The 15,183-nt window shown below is 39.0% G+C and carries 13 protein-coding genes; 8 read left to right on the top strand and 5 right to left on the bottom strand.

All coding sequences use genetic code 11. The annotated features are described in order from the left end of the window. The first annotated feature begins 206 nt into the window (after positions 1 to 206). Positions 207 to 2,462 carry a TonB-dependent receptor domain-containing protein gene (locus tag PR808_RS02890; protein WP_272538660.1) on the top strand — a complete coding sequence of 752 codons (2,256 nt, stop codon included), beginning with the start codon at positions 207 to 209 and terminating at the stop codon, positions 2,460 to 2,462. A gap of 56 nt (positions 2,463 to 2,518) precedes the next feature. On the opposite strand, the gene PR808_RS02885 is transcribed toward PR808_RS02890, so the two are convergent. Both PR808_RS02885 and cutA read right to left on the bottom strand, forming a co-directional pair. After that, positions 2,519 to 2,860, bottom strand: coding sequence for a carboxymuconolactone decarboxylase family protein (locus PR808_RS02885; RefSeq protein WP_272538659.1), 342 nt, complete (start codon positions 2,858 to 2,860; stop codon positions 2,519 to 2,521). A 332-nt stretch (positions 2,861 to 3,192) separates the two neighbouring features. After that, a complete protein-coding gene (gene cutA / locus PR808_RS02880; RefSeq protein WP_206083902.1) occupies positions 3,193 to 3,540 on the bottom strand; it encodes a divalent-cation tolerance protein CutA in 348 nt (115 codons plus the stop codon). A gap of 675 nt (positions 3,541 to 4,215) precedes the next feature. Here cutA and PR808_RS02875 point away from each other — a divergent pair. Beyond that, positions 4,216 to 5,688: an anion permease gene (locus PR808_RS02875; protein WP_206083903.1), complete on the top strand. Its 1,473-nt coding sequence runs from the start codon at positions 4,216 to 4,218 to the stop codon at positions 5,686 to 5,688. A 70-nt stretch (positions 5,689 to 5,758) separates the two neighbouring features. Here the strand turns inward: PR808_RS02875 and PR808_RS02870 are convergent, their stop codons facing one another. Further along, complete coding sequence (locus PR808_RS02870) at positions 5,759 to 5,965, bottom strand: 3-oxoacyl-ACP synthase (protein WP_206083904.1); 207 nt, start codon at positions 5,963 to 5,965, stop codon at positions 5,759 to 5,761. Between the two features lie 358 nt (positions 5,966 to 6,323). Between PR808_RS02870 and PR808_RS02865 the strand changes: the two genes are divergently transcribed. After that, entirely contained in the window at positions 6,324 to 7,196 is an 873-nt protein-coding gene (locus PR808_RS02865) for a DMT family transporter (RefSeq protein ID WP_206083905.1), read from the top strand. 233 nt (positions 7,197 to 7,429) lie between these two features. Next, the gene (locus PR808_RS02860) at positions 7,430 to 7,750 is read left to right on the top strand and encodes a hypothetical protein (protein ID WP_206083906.1); all 321 of its coding nucleotides are present in this window, start codon (positions 7,430 to 7,432) and stop codon (positions 7,748 to 7,750) included. 46 nt (positions 7,751 to 7,796) lie between these two features. Here the strand turns inward: PR808_RS02860 and PR808_RS02855 are convergent, their stop codons facing one another. Further along, complete coding sequence (locus tag PR808_RS02855; RefSeq protein ID WP_206083907.1) at positions 7,797 to 8,888, bottom strand: NADH:flavin oxidoreductase/NADH oxidase; 1,092 nt, start codon at positions 8,886 to 8,888, stop codon at positions 7,797 to 7,799. Positions 8,889 to 9,483: 595 nt separating this feature from the next. Between PR808_RS02855 and PR808_RS02850 the strand changes: the two genes are divergently transcribed. From PR808_RS02850 to PR808_RS02835, 4 genes are all read left to right on the top strand, one after another. Beyond that, positions 9,484 to 10,800, top strand: a complete 1,317-nt coding sequence (locus PR808_RS02850) for a CitMHS family transporter (protein WP_206083908.1) — start codon at positions 9,484 to 9,486, stop codon at positions 10,798 to 10,800. A gap of 331 nt (positions 10,801 to 11,131) precedes the next feature. Further along, positions 11,132 to 11,950 carry a VanW family protein gene (locus PR808_RS02845; protein ID WP_272538658.1) on the top strand — a complete coding sequence of 273 codons (819 nt, stop codon included), beginning with the start codon at positions 11,132 to 11,134 and terminating at the stop codon, positions 11,948 to 11,950. A gap of 228 nt (positions 11,951 to 12,178) precedes the next feature. After that, a complete protein-coding gene (locus tag PR808_RS02840) occupies positions 12,179 to 12,889 on the top strand; it encodes an RNA ligase family protein (protein ID WP_206083910.1) in 711 nt (236 codons plus the stop codon). Beyond that, positions 12,886 to 14,019, top strand: coding sequence for an AAA family ATPase (locus tag PR808_RS02835; RefSeq protein WP_206083911.1), 1,134 nt, complete (start codon positions 12,886 to 12,888; stop codon positions 14,017 to 14,019). The genes PR808_RS02840 and PR808_RS02835 overlap by 4 nt, the downstream gene beginning before the upstream one ends. Before the next feature lie 44 nt (positions 14,020 to 14,063). Here the strand turns inward: PR808_RS02835 and PR808_RS02830 are convergent, their stop codons facing one another. Then, positions 14,064 to 15,116 carry a 4-oxalomesaconate tautomerase gene (locus tag PR808_RS02830; RefSeq protein WP_272538657.1) on the bottom strand — a complete coding sequence of 351 codons (1,053 nt, stop codon included), beginning with the start codon at positions 15,114 to 15,116 and terminating at the stop codon, positions 14,064 to 14,066. Positions 15,117 to 15,183: the final 67 nt, after the last annotated feature.

Genomic DNA, 15,183 nt, shown 5'->3' with positions numbered 1-15,183 from the left:
TTCAATGGTTATTGCATTCATAGGGGGAATAGGCACGTAACCATTCAATAAATAAGGTTTTTCTGTTGGCTTCATTTAAAGCGTAACATATAAACCTACAATAAAATTCATGAATTCCAGTATGGCAGTAGGGATATATAACTCTGCTCGTACGGGGTTTTATTGTCTCAATAAAATAATCATTAATTAATGAAGGCATTACTTAAATGATATTTCAAAATAAAAAAATAATTAGCTTACTTGTTATTTGTTCATCAAGTGCGGCATTTGCGGATGAAACTCAAACTACACCTCAGAAAGATAAACTGACGGTCACTGCCAGTAAAATAAAGTCGAATAGCAAACAAATCGATACCAAAGATGTTTCAACGGTTCGAGGAACAACCAATTCCGATATATTTGCGAATGAAAGTTCATTACAGGTTAATAATGCTCGAAATGAAGCGGGTGCATTGGATATCGGTATTCGTGGCTTGCAAGGTAATGGGCGAGTGCCGATTATTATTGATGGCAGCTTGCAATCTACCAATACATGGCGAGGCTACCAAGGCAGTACGGACAGAACCTATATTGATATGGATTTGGTCGATACTATCAATATTGAAAAGGGGGCGTCGATGAGCAAATTCTCTGGTGGTGCTATCGGGGGAACGGTGAAATTAAAAACCTTATCGGCGAATAGTATTATCCCCCAAGGTGACCAATTCGGTTTTTTATTTAAAGGGAATATTTACAATAATAATCGCCGTCCATCAGTGGCATCAGATGAAAAAAACGAATCACAGTACCGCTTATCGAATGGGATTAAAAATTCTCACTTTAATAATGGTTCAGTGACAGTGGGAATGGCGTATCGAAATGAAAAATTCGATGTACTGATTGCTCACAGTGATAGAAAGCAAGGCAACTTTTTGGCAGGGAAGAATGGCTACCATAAATATTCAACTACAGATGCCCCCATAAAACCTGGGCAAGAGGTGGTCAATACCAGTTATGAAAGTCAATCAACGCTGTTAAAAACCAATATCTATATTAACCCTTATTCAAGTATCGAATTAAATTACCGCCGTCATGAACAAAAAGCAGGGGAAGTTTTAGCTGCATATTGGTATCAATCTGACGGGAAAATGCCACAGTGGTCACTCGGAACGGCAGATATCGATACCGCATCATTGAATTATTCCTATAAACCTGATTCATTGTGGGTGGATATGAATTTAGGTTTGTGGTGGACAAAAGGTAAATTTAAGCAACGTAATGGCACGACCGATGATGTTACTGCACATTATGGCAACCAATATCAGCATCGTTATACCGATGAACGCATGGGCTTTAACTTAGAAAATACTTCTGAGTTTGCAAATTACCCTATTAATGTGACTTACGGCGTGGAATTTATGGAACAAAAAACGAAGCCGTTAACCAAAACATACCAACCGATATGGACCCCAGAAGGTACGATCCCTGGTGAGGAGTTAACGCCAGTAACACGCAATGCAAAAGGAAAAAATACGTCGGCATTTACCAATATGGAATATAAAGGTGAGTGGATTAGTACATTGGCAGGTTGGCGTATTCATTCTTTTGATGTCGATGACCATGTGTTAGGGAAAAGAATTAGTTATGGCCCGAAAAATGATTTTTTAGGTGAAGTGCGTTTTCATGTGACTGATGAGTTGGATGTCTATACTAAGTATTCAGACAGTTACCGTGAGCCAAGCCTATTTGAAACCACAGTTTCTGGGCAAACGTATTCTTATACACCCGATGTGCCACTTAAACCAGAGCATGCAAAATCATTTGAGGTTGGAATTGATTTTGAAAAAAATAACCTGATTTTTGATGAAGATACTGCTGGCTTACGGGTGGGGTACTTTAATAATGATATTAAAGGCTATCTTTCCCAAGGGGTAAACCCAACGGGGGTCTATTCACCTTATGTTGTCATGAAAAACTACGATAGTTTCAAGCTTTCAGGTTATGAAATTGAAGCGAAATATGACTCTAATTATGCTTTCGGCTCGTTAGATGCGACCTTCTATAACAATTCAGAGCTTTGTTCTCGTGATGAAATGGAATTAGGCAACTTACCCGCTGCTTGTAACTCAGTTGGGTTTGCATGGGGATTATCACCATCGCGTCTCCCACCGAAAAAGGTCGTCTCTGGAATCGTGGGGGTAAAAATGTTTGATCAGAAATTACAAACAGGCTTACGTGTGCGTTATAATGCGGGCAAGGAATACCCACAGAAATGGTTAGCGGGAACAGCCGCTGCCCCTGTCACTAAGTTACATGCAACCACGACTTTTGATTTATTAGGGAAGTATTCTATTCAAAAAAATCTTCATGTGAATTTCAATATTGATAACCTAACCAATCGCTATGCGTTTGACCCAGGTACTGTTATTTATATGCCAATTCCAGGAAGGACGTTCAGGCTGGGACTTGAGGCGACTTTCTAAGTGGCCAATTCAATTGCCTTAGATTATGAAATTTAAGGCAATATCACAGTCATTATTTATTTGGCTGAAAACTCTTTGTATGCACTAATAGTTTCAGCTGCATACATGGCAGATGGGCCACCACCCATGAAGATAGCAACGCCGAGTGCTTCAGCTAACTCTTGTTCTGTTACGACTAGTTCAACTAATGTTTTGGTGTGAAAACCAATGCAGCCATCGCAGCGGTTTGCAACTGCGATCCCAATAGCGATAAGCTCTTTGGTTTTTTTATCAAGGGCACCATCTTGTACGCCAGTACTCACAAGTCCCGAAAAGTGTTTCATAACGTCAGGAATATGTTTACCTAATTCCGGAAGGTGTTTACTGATATGTTGGGTAACGTCATTGTATTTAGACATTTTTTTCTCACTTTTAGTTAATGAATTTATATTATGTAAAATAATATAGTGTTTTTTTGTATATTATCAATCAAAATTAATTTAAAATTTAAAATTTTAAAAAGTTAATTTAGTATGGTTTTTATTTCAATTAATGGGGGGGAGCAAACACTAAAAATGGGCAAAAAAAACCTCCCAAAAAAGATAAGGAGGGAAAATAAATATAAAGCGAGTCTACTTATATATCACTGATTGAATGTAAACCATACCCGACCAGATGAATTATTTTCCAAAAATACATCAAATGTTGATTAATAATGGAAAAAATTTTTAAAAATCATTTGAGTAGAGTATTATTTGACGGAATTAATTAGCCATTGTAAATAGTTATCCTCAACCTGACTTGGGTCAAGCCTTATTAATTCAGGTGTTTCATAGGGATGTATTTTTTTTATCGCCTCAAAAATGCTGAGTTGATTAGATTGTGTTGTTTTAATTAGTAGTAAAACTTCTTTATCTTTTGTGATATTACCTTGCCAAAGGTATAAAGATATTATTTCAGGCAATAAAGAAACACAAGTAGCTAACTGGTTATCTAAAAGGTATTGTGCGATTTTAATTGCACTCTCTTGACTATTGGTTGTGCATAATACAATGCAAGATGGTTGAGAATTATTACTGTATTGGCTATTGGTAGTCATTTTATTTCCTCGATGGTTATATTAAGAAGCGTGCTGTAATTAATGGTAGATTAGAGACAATAATATGGAATGAGATATAAATATCTAAAGGACATTTTTTAATGCACAAAAAAATTATTATTTCAAGTAACAATTGTATATCAAATAATAAGTCATATTGCTTGTTTTTTAATCTAATATTGGTTATTTATTCATCTCATGTGTTTTTTCACCTGTAAATGTAATTGAAATATTATGTGTATATATCTAAAGAATGTGTTCTTTTATATCTAAAGTGTAACTAATTCGATTCAGCCTACAAAAAACAAGGTTAAATTATAAAAAAAATTGAAATTTTAGTATATTAAGAAAATTAAGATAATAAATTGAGCTATTATATGCGATAGACCTAAATACATTATAAATATGTAAAATACCAATTTAGCGAGTAAATATTTTTCTTGTGTTATTAAAAGCAAGTAAGGATTTTTTGCATTCAATAATGGCATTAGCATTATTGGAAAGTTAGTAATAACCAAATTTTACAAAAAAAAGTTACTTTATTCCTGAAATAAAGTAACTAACTGATAACGATCAAAGTTTTTAGGTTCTACATTGTTAACATGATGATGTAAATCAAAATAATTATCTGAATATACTCTGTATTTCCATCTTTAGGCATGTATGGATAACTCTATGAATAAACTTACACCTTTAAAACCTGTACCAACATTAATCGCAGTTGTAATCACACTTGTCATTTGGTTTTTAATTCCAGTACCTGAGGGTGTTAATCCCAATGCTTGGCATCTTTTGGCACTATTTGTCGGCACAATCGCCGCTATTATTGGCAAAGCTTTGCCTATTGGCGGGGTTTCTATTGTGGCTATTTCACTAGTTGCAGCAACAGGAGTCACCAACCCTGAATCAACGAAAGGCGCTATTGCTGATGCATTAAGTGGTTTTTCAAATGATTTAATTTGGTTAATCGGTATCTCGATTATGGTTTCTATGAGCTTGAATAAAACAGGCTTAGGCGCAAGGATTGGTTATTATGTTATTTCATTGTTTGGTAAAAAAACGATTGGAATTGCATATTCACTTGCGATAGCAGAAACAATTCTTGCCCCAGTGACACCAAGTAATACTGCGCGAGGAGGGGGAATTATTCACCCGATTATGCGTTCAATATCTGACAGTTTTGGGTCAAAAGCAGAAGATGGAACGGCAGGTAAAATAGGACGCTATCTTTCTTTAGTAAACTATAATATTAATCCGATTACATCGGCGATGTTTATTACGGCAACAGCGCCAAACCCGTTAATCGTCAGTTTGATTATTAGTGAAACCAGCCAAAGTAATGAGCTGACTTGGGGAATGTGGGCGATTGCGGCATTTGTTCCTGCTATTGTTTCGCTTATTTTAATGCCTCTCGTTATTTACTTTATGTATAAACCTGAAATCACCTCAACGCCTGATGCACCTAATTTTGCAAAAGAACGTTTACAACAATTAGGGCCAGTATCATTGCCTGAAAAGATCACTTTAGGGGTATTTGGCTTACTGCTATTAATGTGGGCTGGTGTACCTGCGATGATCTTTGGGCCTGCTTATAGTATTAATGCGACAACGGCTGCCTTTATTGGACTCAGTATTCTATTGGCAACAGGCGTGATTAATTGGGATGACGTATTGAAAAATAAAGGGGCTTGGGACACTGTCGTTTGGTTCTCCGCTTTAGTTATGATGGCGAGCTTCTTAGGTAAATTAGGCCTAATTAAATGGATGTCATTAACTGTCGGAAGCACAATTGATAGTATGGGGATTAGCTGGGTATGGGGTATGCTCATCCTTGTTTTAATCTATGTCTACTCCCATTATTTCTTTGCGAGTACTACTGCGCATATTACCGCTATGTATGCGGCGTTTTTCTCTGCAGGTTTAGCATTAGGTGCGCCTCCAATGCTATTAGCACTGACACTCGCATTCTCATCATCGTTAATGATGTCGTTGACCCATTATGGAACAGGTACTGCACCTATTATCTTCGGGTCGGGGTATGCAACGTTAGGTGAATGGTGGAAAACAGGTTTTGTGATGAGTGTTGTTAACCTCGCTATTTGGTTCTTTATTGGTAGTGTCTGGTGGAAATTCTTAGGTTACTGGTAATAATACGCGGCTAACATGAGGATAAATAAAAGTCGGGCATAATTGCCCGATTTTTTATGTCCGTTGAATGCTATAATGCACTGATTATCAGGATAATTGTGCTAACGATAATCGAAACTAACATTATTTTTTTCCAGCTGATCACGGCCTTGGTATTCAGAGCATGTTGCCATAACAAATTGATTTCATCTGCATGAGCATATTTTCGTGTTTTAATAGCGAGTTTAACTTTTTTGACCATATCGTTGTCCGTTGAGACAGTATTTTTCATGATCATGGCAATTTACCTTGGTTGTCATAAGTAACAGCAATGCGTTAAGTAATATAAGAAGTTGTTACGATGAAATGATTATCGCAGATAAAAAGTGAATAAAAATTGTCGAGTTTTTTTACCTATTTCCCCATTTAGGCGGAGAAACATTTGTTCTTAGAGTTTTTGCCAGAAAAAAGAGTAGATAAAAATAGAAATAACGTCATTAAGGGGAAATAAGGGGAATTTAAAGGTCATATTTACATTTTTTGGTGGGATATTTTTAATTTAAAGTTAAGTAGGTAAAGACCATAAATGTAATTGGTTTGGTTGTAAAAGCCAGTATGATATATAAACTCGCGATCAAATTTATGTAGAGGGAAACATGTATTCACAAAGGAAAGCTGAATTCTTCTTGGTATTAACCACGATGATTGCCGCTTGGGGGTGGGTTTTTTCGCGTGAAGCCGTTCAAGGTATGCCTGTTTTCGCTTTTCTGGGAACGCGTTTTTTACTTGCCGCTATTATATTGCTTCCTTTTTGCAAAGGAAAAAGAAATCGAATTCCACTGAAGCAACTCCCTAAAATATTAATGACAGGCGGTTGGATGGCACTGAATTTAGTTTTGTGGATCCATGCGGTTGCGATAACAGACTCTATTGGGGAAGGGGCTTTTATTATGAGCCTTGCGATGTTATTTGTTCCCTTAGTCGCATGGGTTATCTTGAAAAATCGACCAAGCAGATATTTTTGGGAAGCGTTGCCAGTAGCGATTATTGGGCTAGCTTGTTTAACTCTATTTAAAGCGCAGCTTGAATTTAAAGCAAGCCAGTTGTGGTTTTTAGGTGCCGCTATCGTTCAAGCGATTTATTTTTGTTATACCAGTTTGTATACCCGAATGGTGCCTCTTTTACCTTTAACAACGATACAGTTAGCCACAACAGGGATTGTGGCCTTGGTGCTTTCATTCTTTTTAGAAGAATGGCCGACAAGTTTAACCACACCAACCGTGATGTGGTTAGGGGCAAGTGTGGTTATCGCGACAAGCTTACGCTTTGTATTGCAACTTGTTGGTCAAAAAAATACCACCGCAGCCAATGCAGCGATTATTATGATCTTAGAGCCTGTAATGACAGTCTTTGTTGCTGCCATCTGGTATCACGAACGTATGCCGCTAATTCAAATCGTGGGCTGCATACTGATTTTATTTTCTTTATTTTATTACCGCTGGCGTTGTTCAAACTCATTATCTAAATAAGACTGATAGATAAAAAAACATTAATGATTGCGGATTTTTTTAAAGAAAACGACTATGATTAATAGCAAGATTTATCGATAGGGTATTAATCTTAATAAGACATTCTTATTCTGTAAATTAAGATTAATAGTGTTGAAAGTAGACAATAATTACCCAAAATAGCAAAATACTGAACAAGAGCATGCATTGTCATTTGTTTATGCATTGAAAGCTGAATGGGGAATAGGCAAAAAATGAAAAAATTAGTATTAATATTGGGTATGGCGGGTGTGATGAGCGTGTTATCAGCATGCTCCGATGAAAAATCAGAAATTGCAGAATACAAAGAAAATTTTGTGAATACTTGTGTGGTGGCTTCAGGTAACCCACAAGGCGAAACTGCAAAAGCAATTAGCGCCATTTGTGGTTGTGCATACGATAAAACGATTGAAAAATATGGTTTAAGTGAATTTAAACGTATGGACGGTGAATTGGAAAAATCAGGGAATGCAGAGCCTGAGTTCCAAAAAACAATGATTGAATTCGTTCAACAGTGTTCACAAAACGCGCGTTAATATTGCCTAACCCGCAGTGAATTATCCAACACTGCGGGTACTTATATCATTTAAATAAATTTTTAAATTGGTGGGGAGCACTGCGTAAATATTGCGGCGCTACATTAATTTGCTCGTTCAACTCAGTTGCCGCACGCCAAGGCCAACGGGGCTCAAATAAAATCCTACGACCAATGGCCACAAAATCCGCCTGATGCGTTGCAATAATCGCTTCTGCTTGTAGCGGTTCTGTTATTAGTCCAACCGCAATAACCGGCATCATGCTATGTTCATGGATAGCTTGTGCTAAAGGCACTTGATAATTAGGACTTAGCGGGATTTGTTGTTCTGGTGCAAGCCCTCCTGAAGAAACGTGAATATAATCACAGCCGAGTTCCTCTAATTGTTCACACAGTTCGATAGATTCGGGAACATCCCAGCCATTATCTAACCAATCCGTTGCGGAAATACGTACACCAACAGCAATATTAGGGCTGATAGCTTTACGCACCTCATGAAATACATTAATTAGCAAGCGGCTGCGATTTTCGAAACTTCCACCATATTCGTCTTGGCGTTGGTTTGAAATAGGAGATAAGAATTCATGCAATAAATAGCCATGAGCTGCGTGGATCTCTATAACGTCAAAACCAGCTTGTTCGGCCCGTTTTGCCGCATTAATAAATTGGTGTTTAATTTCTTGGATATCATCAGTAGTTAGTTCCCGTGGCAAGGGATTATTACCAAAAGCGAGAGGGGAAGGCGCGACAGTTTGCCAACCATGGGCATCCGTTTTACTGAGGCTTTTTCCCCCTAACCATGGAAGATCACAGGATGCTTTTCTGCCTGCATGGGCAATTTGTACACCTAATCGAGCATCAGAATATTGTCGAATATCAGTGAGCATTTGTTGCATGGCTGTTGCTTGCTCGTCATTCCATAGCCCAAGATCTTTATAGGTAATCCGCCCTTCAGGCACGATAGCACTTGCCTCGACGATCACCAATGACGCCCCAGATAAGGCCAGATTCATATAGTGTGCGCTATGCCAAGCTGTTGGTAAGCCATTATTAGCTGAATACTGGCACATCGGTGGAATAATAATTCTATTTTTTAGTGAAACCAGACCCATTGCTGCAGAAGAAAAAAGGTGACTCATTAGCGAATTCCCTATTTGTAGCCTTTAGTTATCCTAATATTATACCTGAATCAATAAGCGATTTTTGTGAGATGGTGTGGTATTGATTTGAAAACAGTATTTTTTTAGAGGAGAGATAAAGAAAAAAATCAAGTCATTTAATTCATATTTGAGCAAAGAGATAAAAAGCAGATTTTCCTTTCTAACCTGCATAAAAAACAACAATTTTTTTAAAAAAACAATAGAAAAATTAAAATAAAATAGTGATGAGAAATTATATATATCGATAATTCCACATGTTATTAATTAACTAATTAATAACCAATTCTCTTTGGCATTAATGGGCTACTATGGTTTTAATGGTTCTAATAGTGAGTTTGGCTATTTTTTTATTTTAAATAGTGATTTTAATAAGTGTAAATGAGTTGTTATTACCGCAAAAATAGCCAATGAGACTTGCGGGTAGGCTAAAGGATTTATATAAGCAAGGTACTGATACGTAATGAAATTAGTAAATTCATTCTTCAATATAATTAATGTTGAATATTGAAGGTTATCAAATTAATTACATAAAAATCATTCACCTGAAAAATATAATTCTAAGAAGGAAGCTCATGTGCTAACAATTATTGGTATTTTAATCATTGTATCGATAGTCACCCTATTAATGATGGGAAAAGTGAGCCCCATTATTGCAATGTCGTGTATTCCCTTTCTCGGCGCTTTATTAGCAGGATATTCTATCGCAGAAATATCTGTTTTTTTTGAAAGTGGTATTAATAAAGTTTCCAAAGTTGCCGCGATGTTCTTATTCGCCATCTTGTTCTTTAGTTTGATGAAAGATTTGCACATTTTTGACCCGTTAATTCGGATCATGGTCAAAATGACTCGGGGAAACATTATTGTTGTCTGTATTATGACGACACTTATTGCGGGTATTGTGCACTTAGATGGCTCAGGAGCAGCAACATTCCTTATTATTATTCCTGCACTACTCCCTTTATATCGTCAGCTTGGTATGAGCCCATATTTAATGCTGTTATTAATGTGTGCCAGTATGGGGATTATGAATATGGTTCCTTGGGGAGGCCCATTAGGTCGAGCTTCAGCTGTGACGGGTATAGATGCCTCTATTTTATGGCAGCATTTGATCCCTGTTCAATTAATCGGTATGGGCGGCGCCGTTGTATTTGCGGTTATTATGGGAATGCGTGAGAAACGTCGTATTGCTGCTGCAAAACTTAATGGTACCACGCCGTATGAAATGGATTCTTTGCTACCCGTTAGTGATGATATGGCAGATGTGACGGACACAATTCATAAACCTAAAAAACCGTTAATTAACGGTGGGTTGATTATCGCGTCAGTTATCTGTTTAGCATTTGGATTATTGTCAGCCCCCTATGTCTTCATGATAGCGCTTTCGCTAGCATTGATGGTCAATTTTCCAAATCCGAAAGATCAAATGAAAGTACTGTCACAACATGCGCCGCAGGCTCTAGGCATGGTGGCTATTATTCTAGCCGCAGGTGCATTTTTAGGCATTTTATCCGAAGGTGGTATGTTGAAATCGATAGCGATGGACTTAACCGCTATCTTGCCAATGGAATGGGTATCGAAAGTTCATATTTTTGTTGGGATTATCGGTGTACCAATGGATATTTTCACCAGTACAGATGCTTATTATTTTGCGCTGTTGCCAATAATTCAACAAATTGCGGGTACTGTAGGTGTTGACCCATCTTCAGTAGTCTACGCGATGGCAATAGGCAATAATGCAGGAACATTCGTCAGCCCGTTCTCACCAGCAGCATGGCTAGCGATGGGGTTAGCAGGTATTGATATGGGACGCCATTTGCGCTACTCATTTGGCTGGATTTGGTTGTTTAGCTTCTTTTTACTTGCTATTGGTGCAGTACTCGGTCTCTACTGATTATTCTTCATCTTTTGGTCTGTCGCGTTGTTGGTTTCAAAAGTCAACCCGAGTCACATACTTATGTATGCTCCTCGGGATTGGCTTTCTTTGCCGCCTAGCGACAGACGCAAAATCTATTGAATAACCCGCGTGCATTAGCTAAAGCATAATCTCAATGTGGCGGCGTTGTTGGCATCAAAAGTAAATCCCTAGATCGAAACTTGAATTGCCAGAATATACAAAGTAGCCAATTGAATTATTGGCTTGCTAATTATCAGATAGTTACTATGTTGGAAAATTAACGGGTGTGACATCATTTATTGGTTAATTATATCAATAAGGTTTTGTTATGCGTCGGCCGTTTTCCTCATATCATCCTATTCTTTACTGGCTGCGTGTGACTCAAAAACGTCTGGCTCGAAGATTGCACTGGGCATTTTCCTCTAAATACTATTCGAAGGCGAAATCCAGTGAACGCCTTGAATATCGCTATAACAAACACACCTCTAAATTGATCCGTAAATTGGGTGACTCAGATTTGCGTCTGCAACATAACAAAGTGATTAATTTACGAATTGCGGTGCAAGCCATGAATGGCATAACCATTTATCCAGGGGAATATTTCTCTTTTTGCCGCTTAGTTGGAAAGCCGACGGCTCGCCGTGGTTTTGTCGAAGGAATGGAACTGTCTTTTGGTGAGGCTCGCTCTGGGATTGGCGGGGGGATCTGCCAACTGAGCAATTTAATCCACTGGATGATATTGCATTCGCCGTTGCAAGTCGTTGAGAGAGCCAATCACAGTTTTGATCCTTTTCCAGATGAAGGCCGTGTATTACCGTTTGGTTCAGGTGCGGCCATCTTTTATAACTACATTGATTTGGTATTTTACAACCCAACACAAAGCGCTTTTCAATTGGTATTTAATATCGCGGAGCACCAGTTAGAAGGGGAGTTATTATGTAGCGAGCCTCGTGATGTGAAATACCATATTTACCAAAAAAATCATAAATTTACTCGAGAAAAAAATATCGTTTATCGTCACAATGAAATTTGGCAGAAAGTGACAACTAAAGGCCAAGAACCCGTAACATTACAAGATAATTGCTTGTATCGTAATAAAGTTGTGGTGAAATATGCCATTGATGATAGCCAAATAATGGCGTCATAATGCCAATTTCGGTTGATATTAGGAATATATTGATAGCCTTTATCTTGACTGTTGAACTAAAATCCCCCTGAATTGAATTCTAATTGGCTAATAGGGCATTATTAGCATCCAAAAAATGAGGCCGTCACTCGGAATAGATATGTAATACCAACACTTGATTTCTCAATATTTAAAGACGCAAATCTGGCAAAGGTTTGTGATGATTTCTATTTCTTTAGAGAAAGCATGATGAATATGCAATCAAGAAAGTATGGTAGAACGTATCATTATCCGTTCTCACCTGGTACGACGAGCGACGATCGTATCAACAGTGATTGGTGGTCTCATATCCAAAATATCGATACGCTAATTCACACAGAAAAACTCGATGGCGAAAACAATTGTTTGAATCGTCATGGTGTTTTTGCGCGCTCCCATGGCGCACCAACACAATCTGCGTGGAGCCAACAAATTCGCCAGCGGTGGCAATTGATTAAAGATGATTTAGGGAATATTGAGCTATTTGGTGAAAACCTCTATGCGGTGCATTCCATTGAATATCAACATATTGAAGATTATTTTTATGTGTTTGCAGTGCGCCAAGGGGAGTATTGGCTAAGTTGGGAAGAAGTGCAGTTTTATGCAGCACTGTTTGATTTTCCTACGGTGCCACAGCTTGTATTGCCAGTAAATAAACAGATGACTGAGCAAGAGTATGCACGCTCATTAATAGCAGCAGCATCATTAGATAGCCAATTTATTGCCCATGATACTCATACAGGTCAAGCCTGTAGTATGGAGGGAATTGTTAGCCGTGATAGCCAAGGTTTTCATGTGGATGATTTTATCTCTCACGTATTTAAATATGTGCGCAAAAACCACGTAAAAACAGATATTCATTGGAAGCGCAATTGGCAAAGGGCAAAGTTAGCATTTGAGCGGCAAGGAGAGCAATCATGAGTTGGCAATTCACTAAAAACCGCGATTGGGCACAACTTGAAGCTCAGTTTGATTTTGTTCGGGATATGAAAAATGTCCCGCAAGACGTGTTGCACCATGCTGAAGGCAATGTGGCTACTCACACCCAAATGGTGCTTGCTGCACTGGAAAGTCTGCCAGAGTATCAGCAGCTTTCTGAATCCAAACAAAATATCGTCTGGGCGGCAGCGTTATTGCACGATGTGGAAAAACGCAGTACAACGCGGGAGGACGAAGAAGGGCGTATTCATTCACCGGGGCATGCTAAAAAAGGGGAGTTATCCGCACGAAATATCTTGTTTCGCCAAGTAGATACTCCATTTGCTGTGCGTGAAAAAATTGCGGCACTTGTCCGTTTTCACGGCTTACCTTTATGGTTGATGGAAAAACCTGATCCAGAACGCACTCTCTTTGCCGCTTCGCTACGTGTTGAGATGTCATTATTGTGCATGTTAGCAAAGGCGGATGCGATAGGTCGCATTTGTGAAGACAAAGCAGAATTATTAGCACGTATTGAGTTGTTCGAGTTGTTTTGCCGCGAACAAGGGTGTTGGGATAAGCCGAAAGAGTTTGCTTCTTTGGCGGGGCGTTTTCATTACTTCCATCACCAAAGGGGGATGCCAGACTATCAACCTTTTGAGGAAGAAGGCAGTGAAGTCATCATGTTGTGTGGTTTACCAGGCATGGGTAAAGATCATTTTGTGAAACAATTTTACCCACAAACTCAGATGGTATGCCTTGATGAAATTCGTCGTGAGCACAAAATTAGCCCTGCGGACAGAAATGCGCAAGGTTGGGTGGCGCAGCAAGGCAAAGAGCAGGCCAAACAGTTTTTACGTACAAAAACGGATTTTATTTGGAATGCGACCTCCCTCAGCGCGTCTTTGCGCGAAAGTATGGTGAGCTTGTTTGCTCGCTACCAAGCGAAAGTGCACATTGTGTATTTAGAAGTGCCTGATAAGCAGTGGCGTCAACAAAACCAACAGCGGAAATTTGCCGTACCAGAACAGGTGATGGAGCGTATGGCAGGTAAGTTAGAGTTACCTACCCCCGATGAGGCATATCGTGTGTCTTATTATATTAATGGGAAGTTTGTCGATTTATTCGATTGATAACATTGAATAACCTGCCCAATTAACAGGGCAGGTTAACCCAATTACAGCACAAACACATCCCCTTCAAAAAGCTTACGTGCGGTGCGAATTATTGATGCTTGTAGCCCTTCAGGAGAATCCCCCTGTTGGTTCAGGGTAACTTCAAATTTGCCACTTAAATGCTCAATCGCAATGTTTTTCATATCCACAGATTGAACATAACGCTGTGCAATGTTATCTGGCAAAATCGTGCTGGTGGCGATAGCAATTGCCCCTGTTACCGCCAGTGCGCCGTGGCATTTTTGCGGCATAAAATAACGGACGCTTATGGTGCCGCCTTGGGTAGCGGGCGAAATTAAAATGGGTTTTGGGATCACTTTTTTTGTGACATCACCTAACCCCATCATGGCACCTGCTTTAATGCGAATTGACTCGAGTTGTTGCATAAATGCGTTGTCGGATTCTAATTCTACGGCACTTTCATAACCTGTTTTATTTAATTGTGGCGCATCGATTAAGACGATGGGAACCGCCATATCAATGCAGCTGACTTCAATGCCATCAATGGTATCGATGGCATTACCCGTTGGTAATAATTTCCCCGTTTTGGCACCGCTAGCATTTAAAAAGGTGAGGGCGATAGGCGCCGCACTGCCTGGCACACCTGCAATTTGGGTATTTCCTTCATATTGTACTTGACCATCAGGGGTCTGTACGGTGGAATTGACAAAGGTTTCAGTGTTGACATTACGAACGCGGACGGTAGTCACGTTATCAGTGATAGGGACTAATCCTTTTTCGAGGGCAAAAGGGCCAACGGCACACAACATGTTGCCACAATTTGGGGCAGTATCGACAATACGCTCAGTAATAGCAACTTGGGCAAATAAATAATCGACATCCGCATCAGGATGCTCAGAGCGACTGATAATGGCGACCTTACTGGTCTGTGGGCTTCCTCCACCAATGCCATCAATCTGCAAAGGATGACCCGAACCCATAATATCTAAAATTAATTCATCACGTTCTTTGATATCAGTTGGCAATGAGTCCGCCAATAAAAATACACCTTTTGATGTGCCGCCGCGCATAAGGGTGCATGGGATTTTTTTCATAAGCTTATATCCTCGTCATATTTCGGTCTGTAGCGGTGTTGGCTGCAATCGACAACCCAAGTCACAT

The sequence above is a fragment of the Providencia sp. PROV197 genome, from assembly GCF_028479625.1.
Classification (GTDB): domain Bacteria; phylum Pseudomonadota; class Gammaproteobacteria; order Enterobacterales; family Enterobacteriaceae; genus Providencia; species Providencia vermicola.
Note: the sequence above shows the minus strand (reverse complement) of the source record. Positions and strands in the feature narration are given on the sequence as shown.

Coding starts and splice junctions, on each gene's coding strand:
- PR808_RS02835 (WP_206083911.1), top strand. CDS start 12,886: ATGAGTTGGCAATTCACTAAAAACCGCGATTGGGCACAACTTGAAGCT.
- PR808_RS02830 (WP_272538657.1), bottom strand. CDS start 15,116: ATGAAAAAAATCCCATGCACCCTTATGCGCGGCGGCACATCAAAAGGT.
- PR808_RS02865 (WP_206083905.1), top strand. CDS start 6,324: ATGTATTCACAAAGGAAAGCTGAATTCTTCTTGGTATTAACCACGATG.
- PR808_RS02855 (WP_206083907.1), bottom strand. CDS start 8,888: ATGAGTCACCTTTTTTCTTCTGCAGCAATGGGTCTGGTTTCACTAAAA.
- PR808_RS02860 (WP_206083906.1), top strand. CDS start 7,430: ATGAAAAAATTAGTATTAATATTGGGTATGGCGGGTGTGATGAGCGTG.
- PR808_RS02840 (WP_206083910.1), top strand. CDS start 12,179: ATGAATATGCAATCAAGAAAGTATGGTAGAACGTATCATTATCCGTTC.
- PR808_RS02845 (WP_272538658.1), top strand. CDS start 11,132: ATGCGTCGGCCGTTTTCCTCATATCATCCTATTCTTTACTGGCTGCGT.
- PR808_RS02875 (WP_206083903.1), top strand. CDS start 4,216: ATGAATAAACTTACACCTTTAAAACCTGTACCAACATTAATCGCAGTT.
- PR808_RS02890 (WP_272538660.1), top strand. CDS start 207: ATGATATTTCAAAATAAAAAAATAATTAGCTTACTTGTTATTTGTTCA.
- cutA (WP_206083902.1), bottom strand. CDS start 3,540: ATGACTACCAATAGCCAATACAGTAATAATTCTCAACCATCTTGCATT.
- PR808_RS02885 (WP_272538659.1), bottom strand. CDS start 2,860: ATGTCTAAATACAATGACGTTACCCAACATATCAGTAAACACCTTCCG.
- PR808_RS02870 (WP_206083904.1), bottom strand. CDS start 5,965: ATGATCATGAAAAATACTGTCTCAACGGACAACGATATGGTCAAAAAA.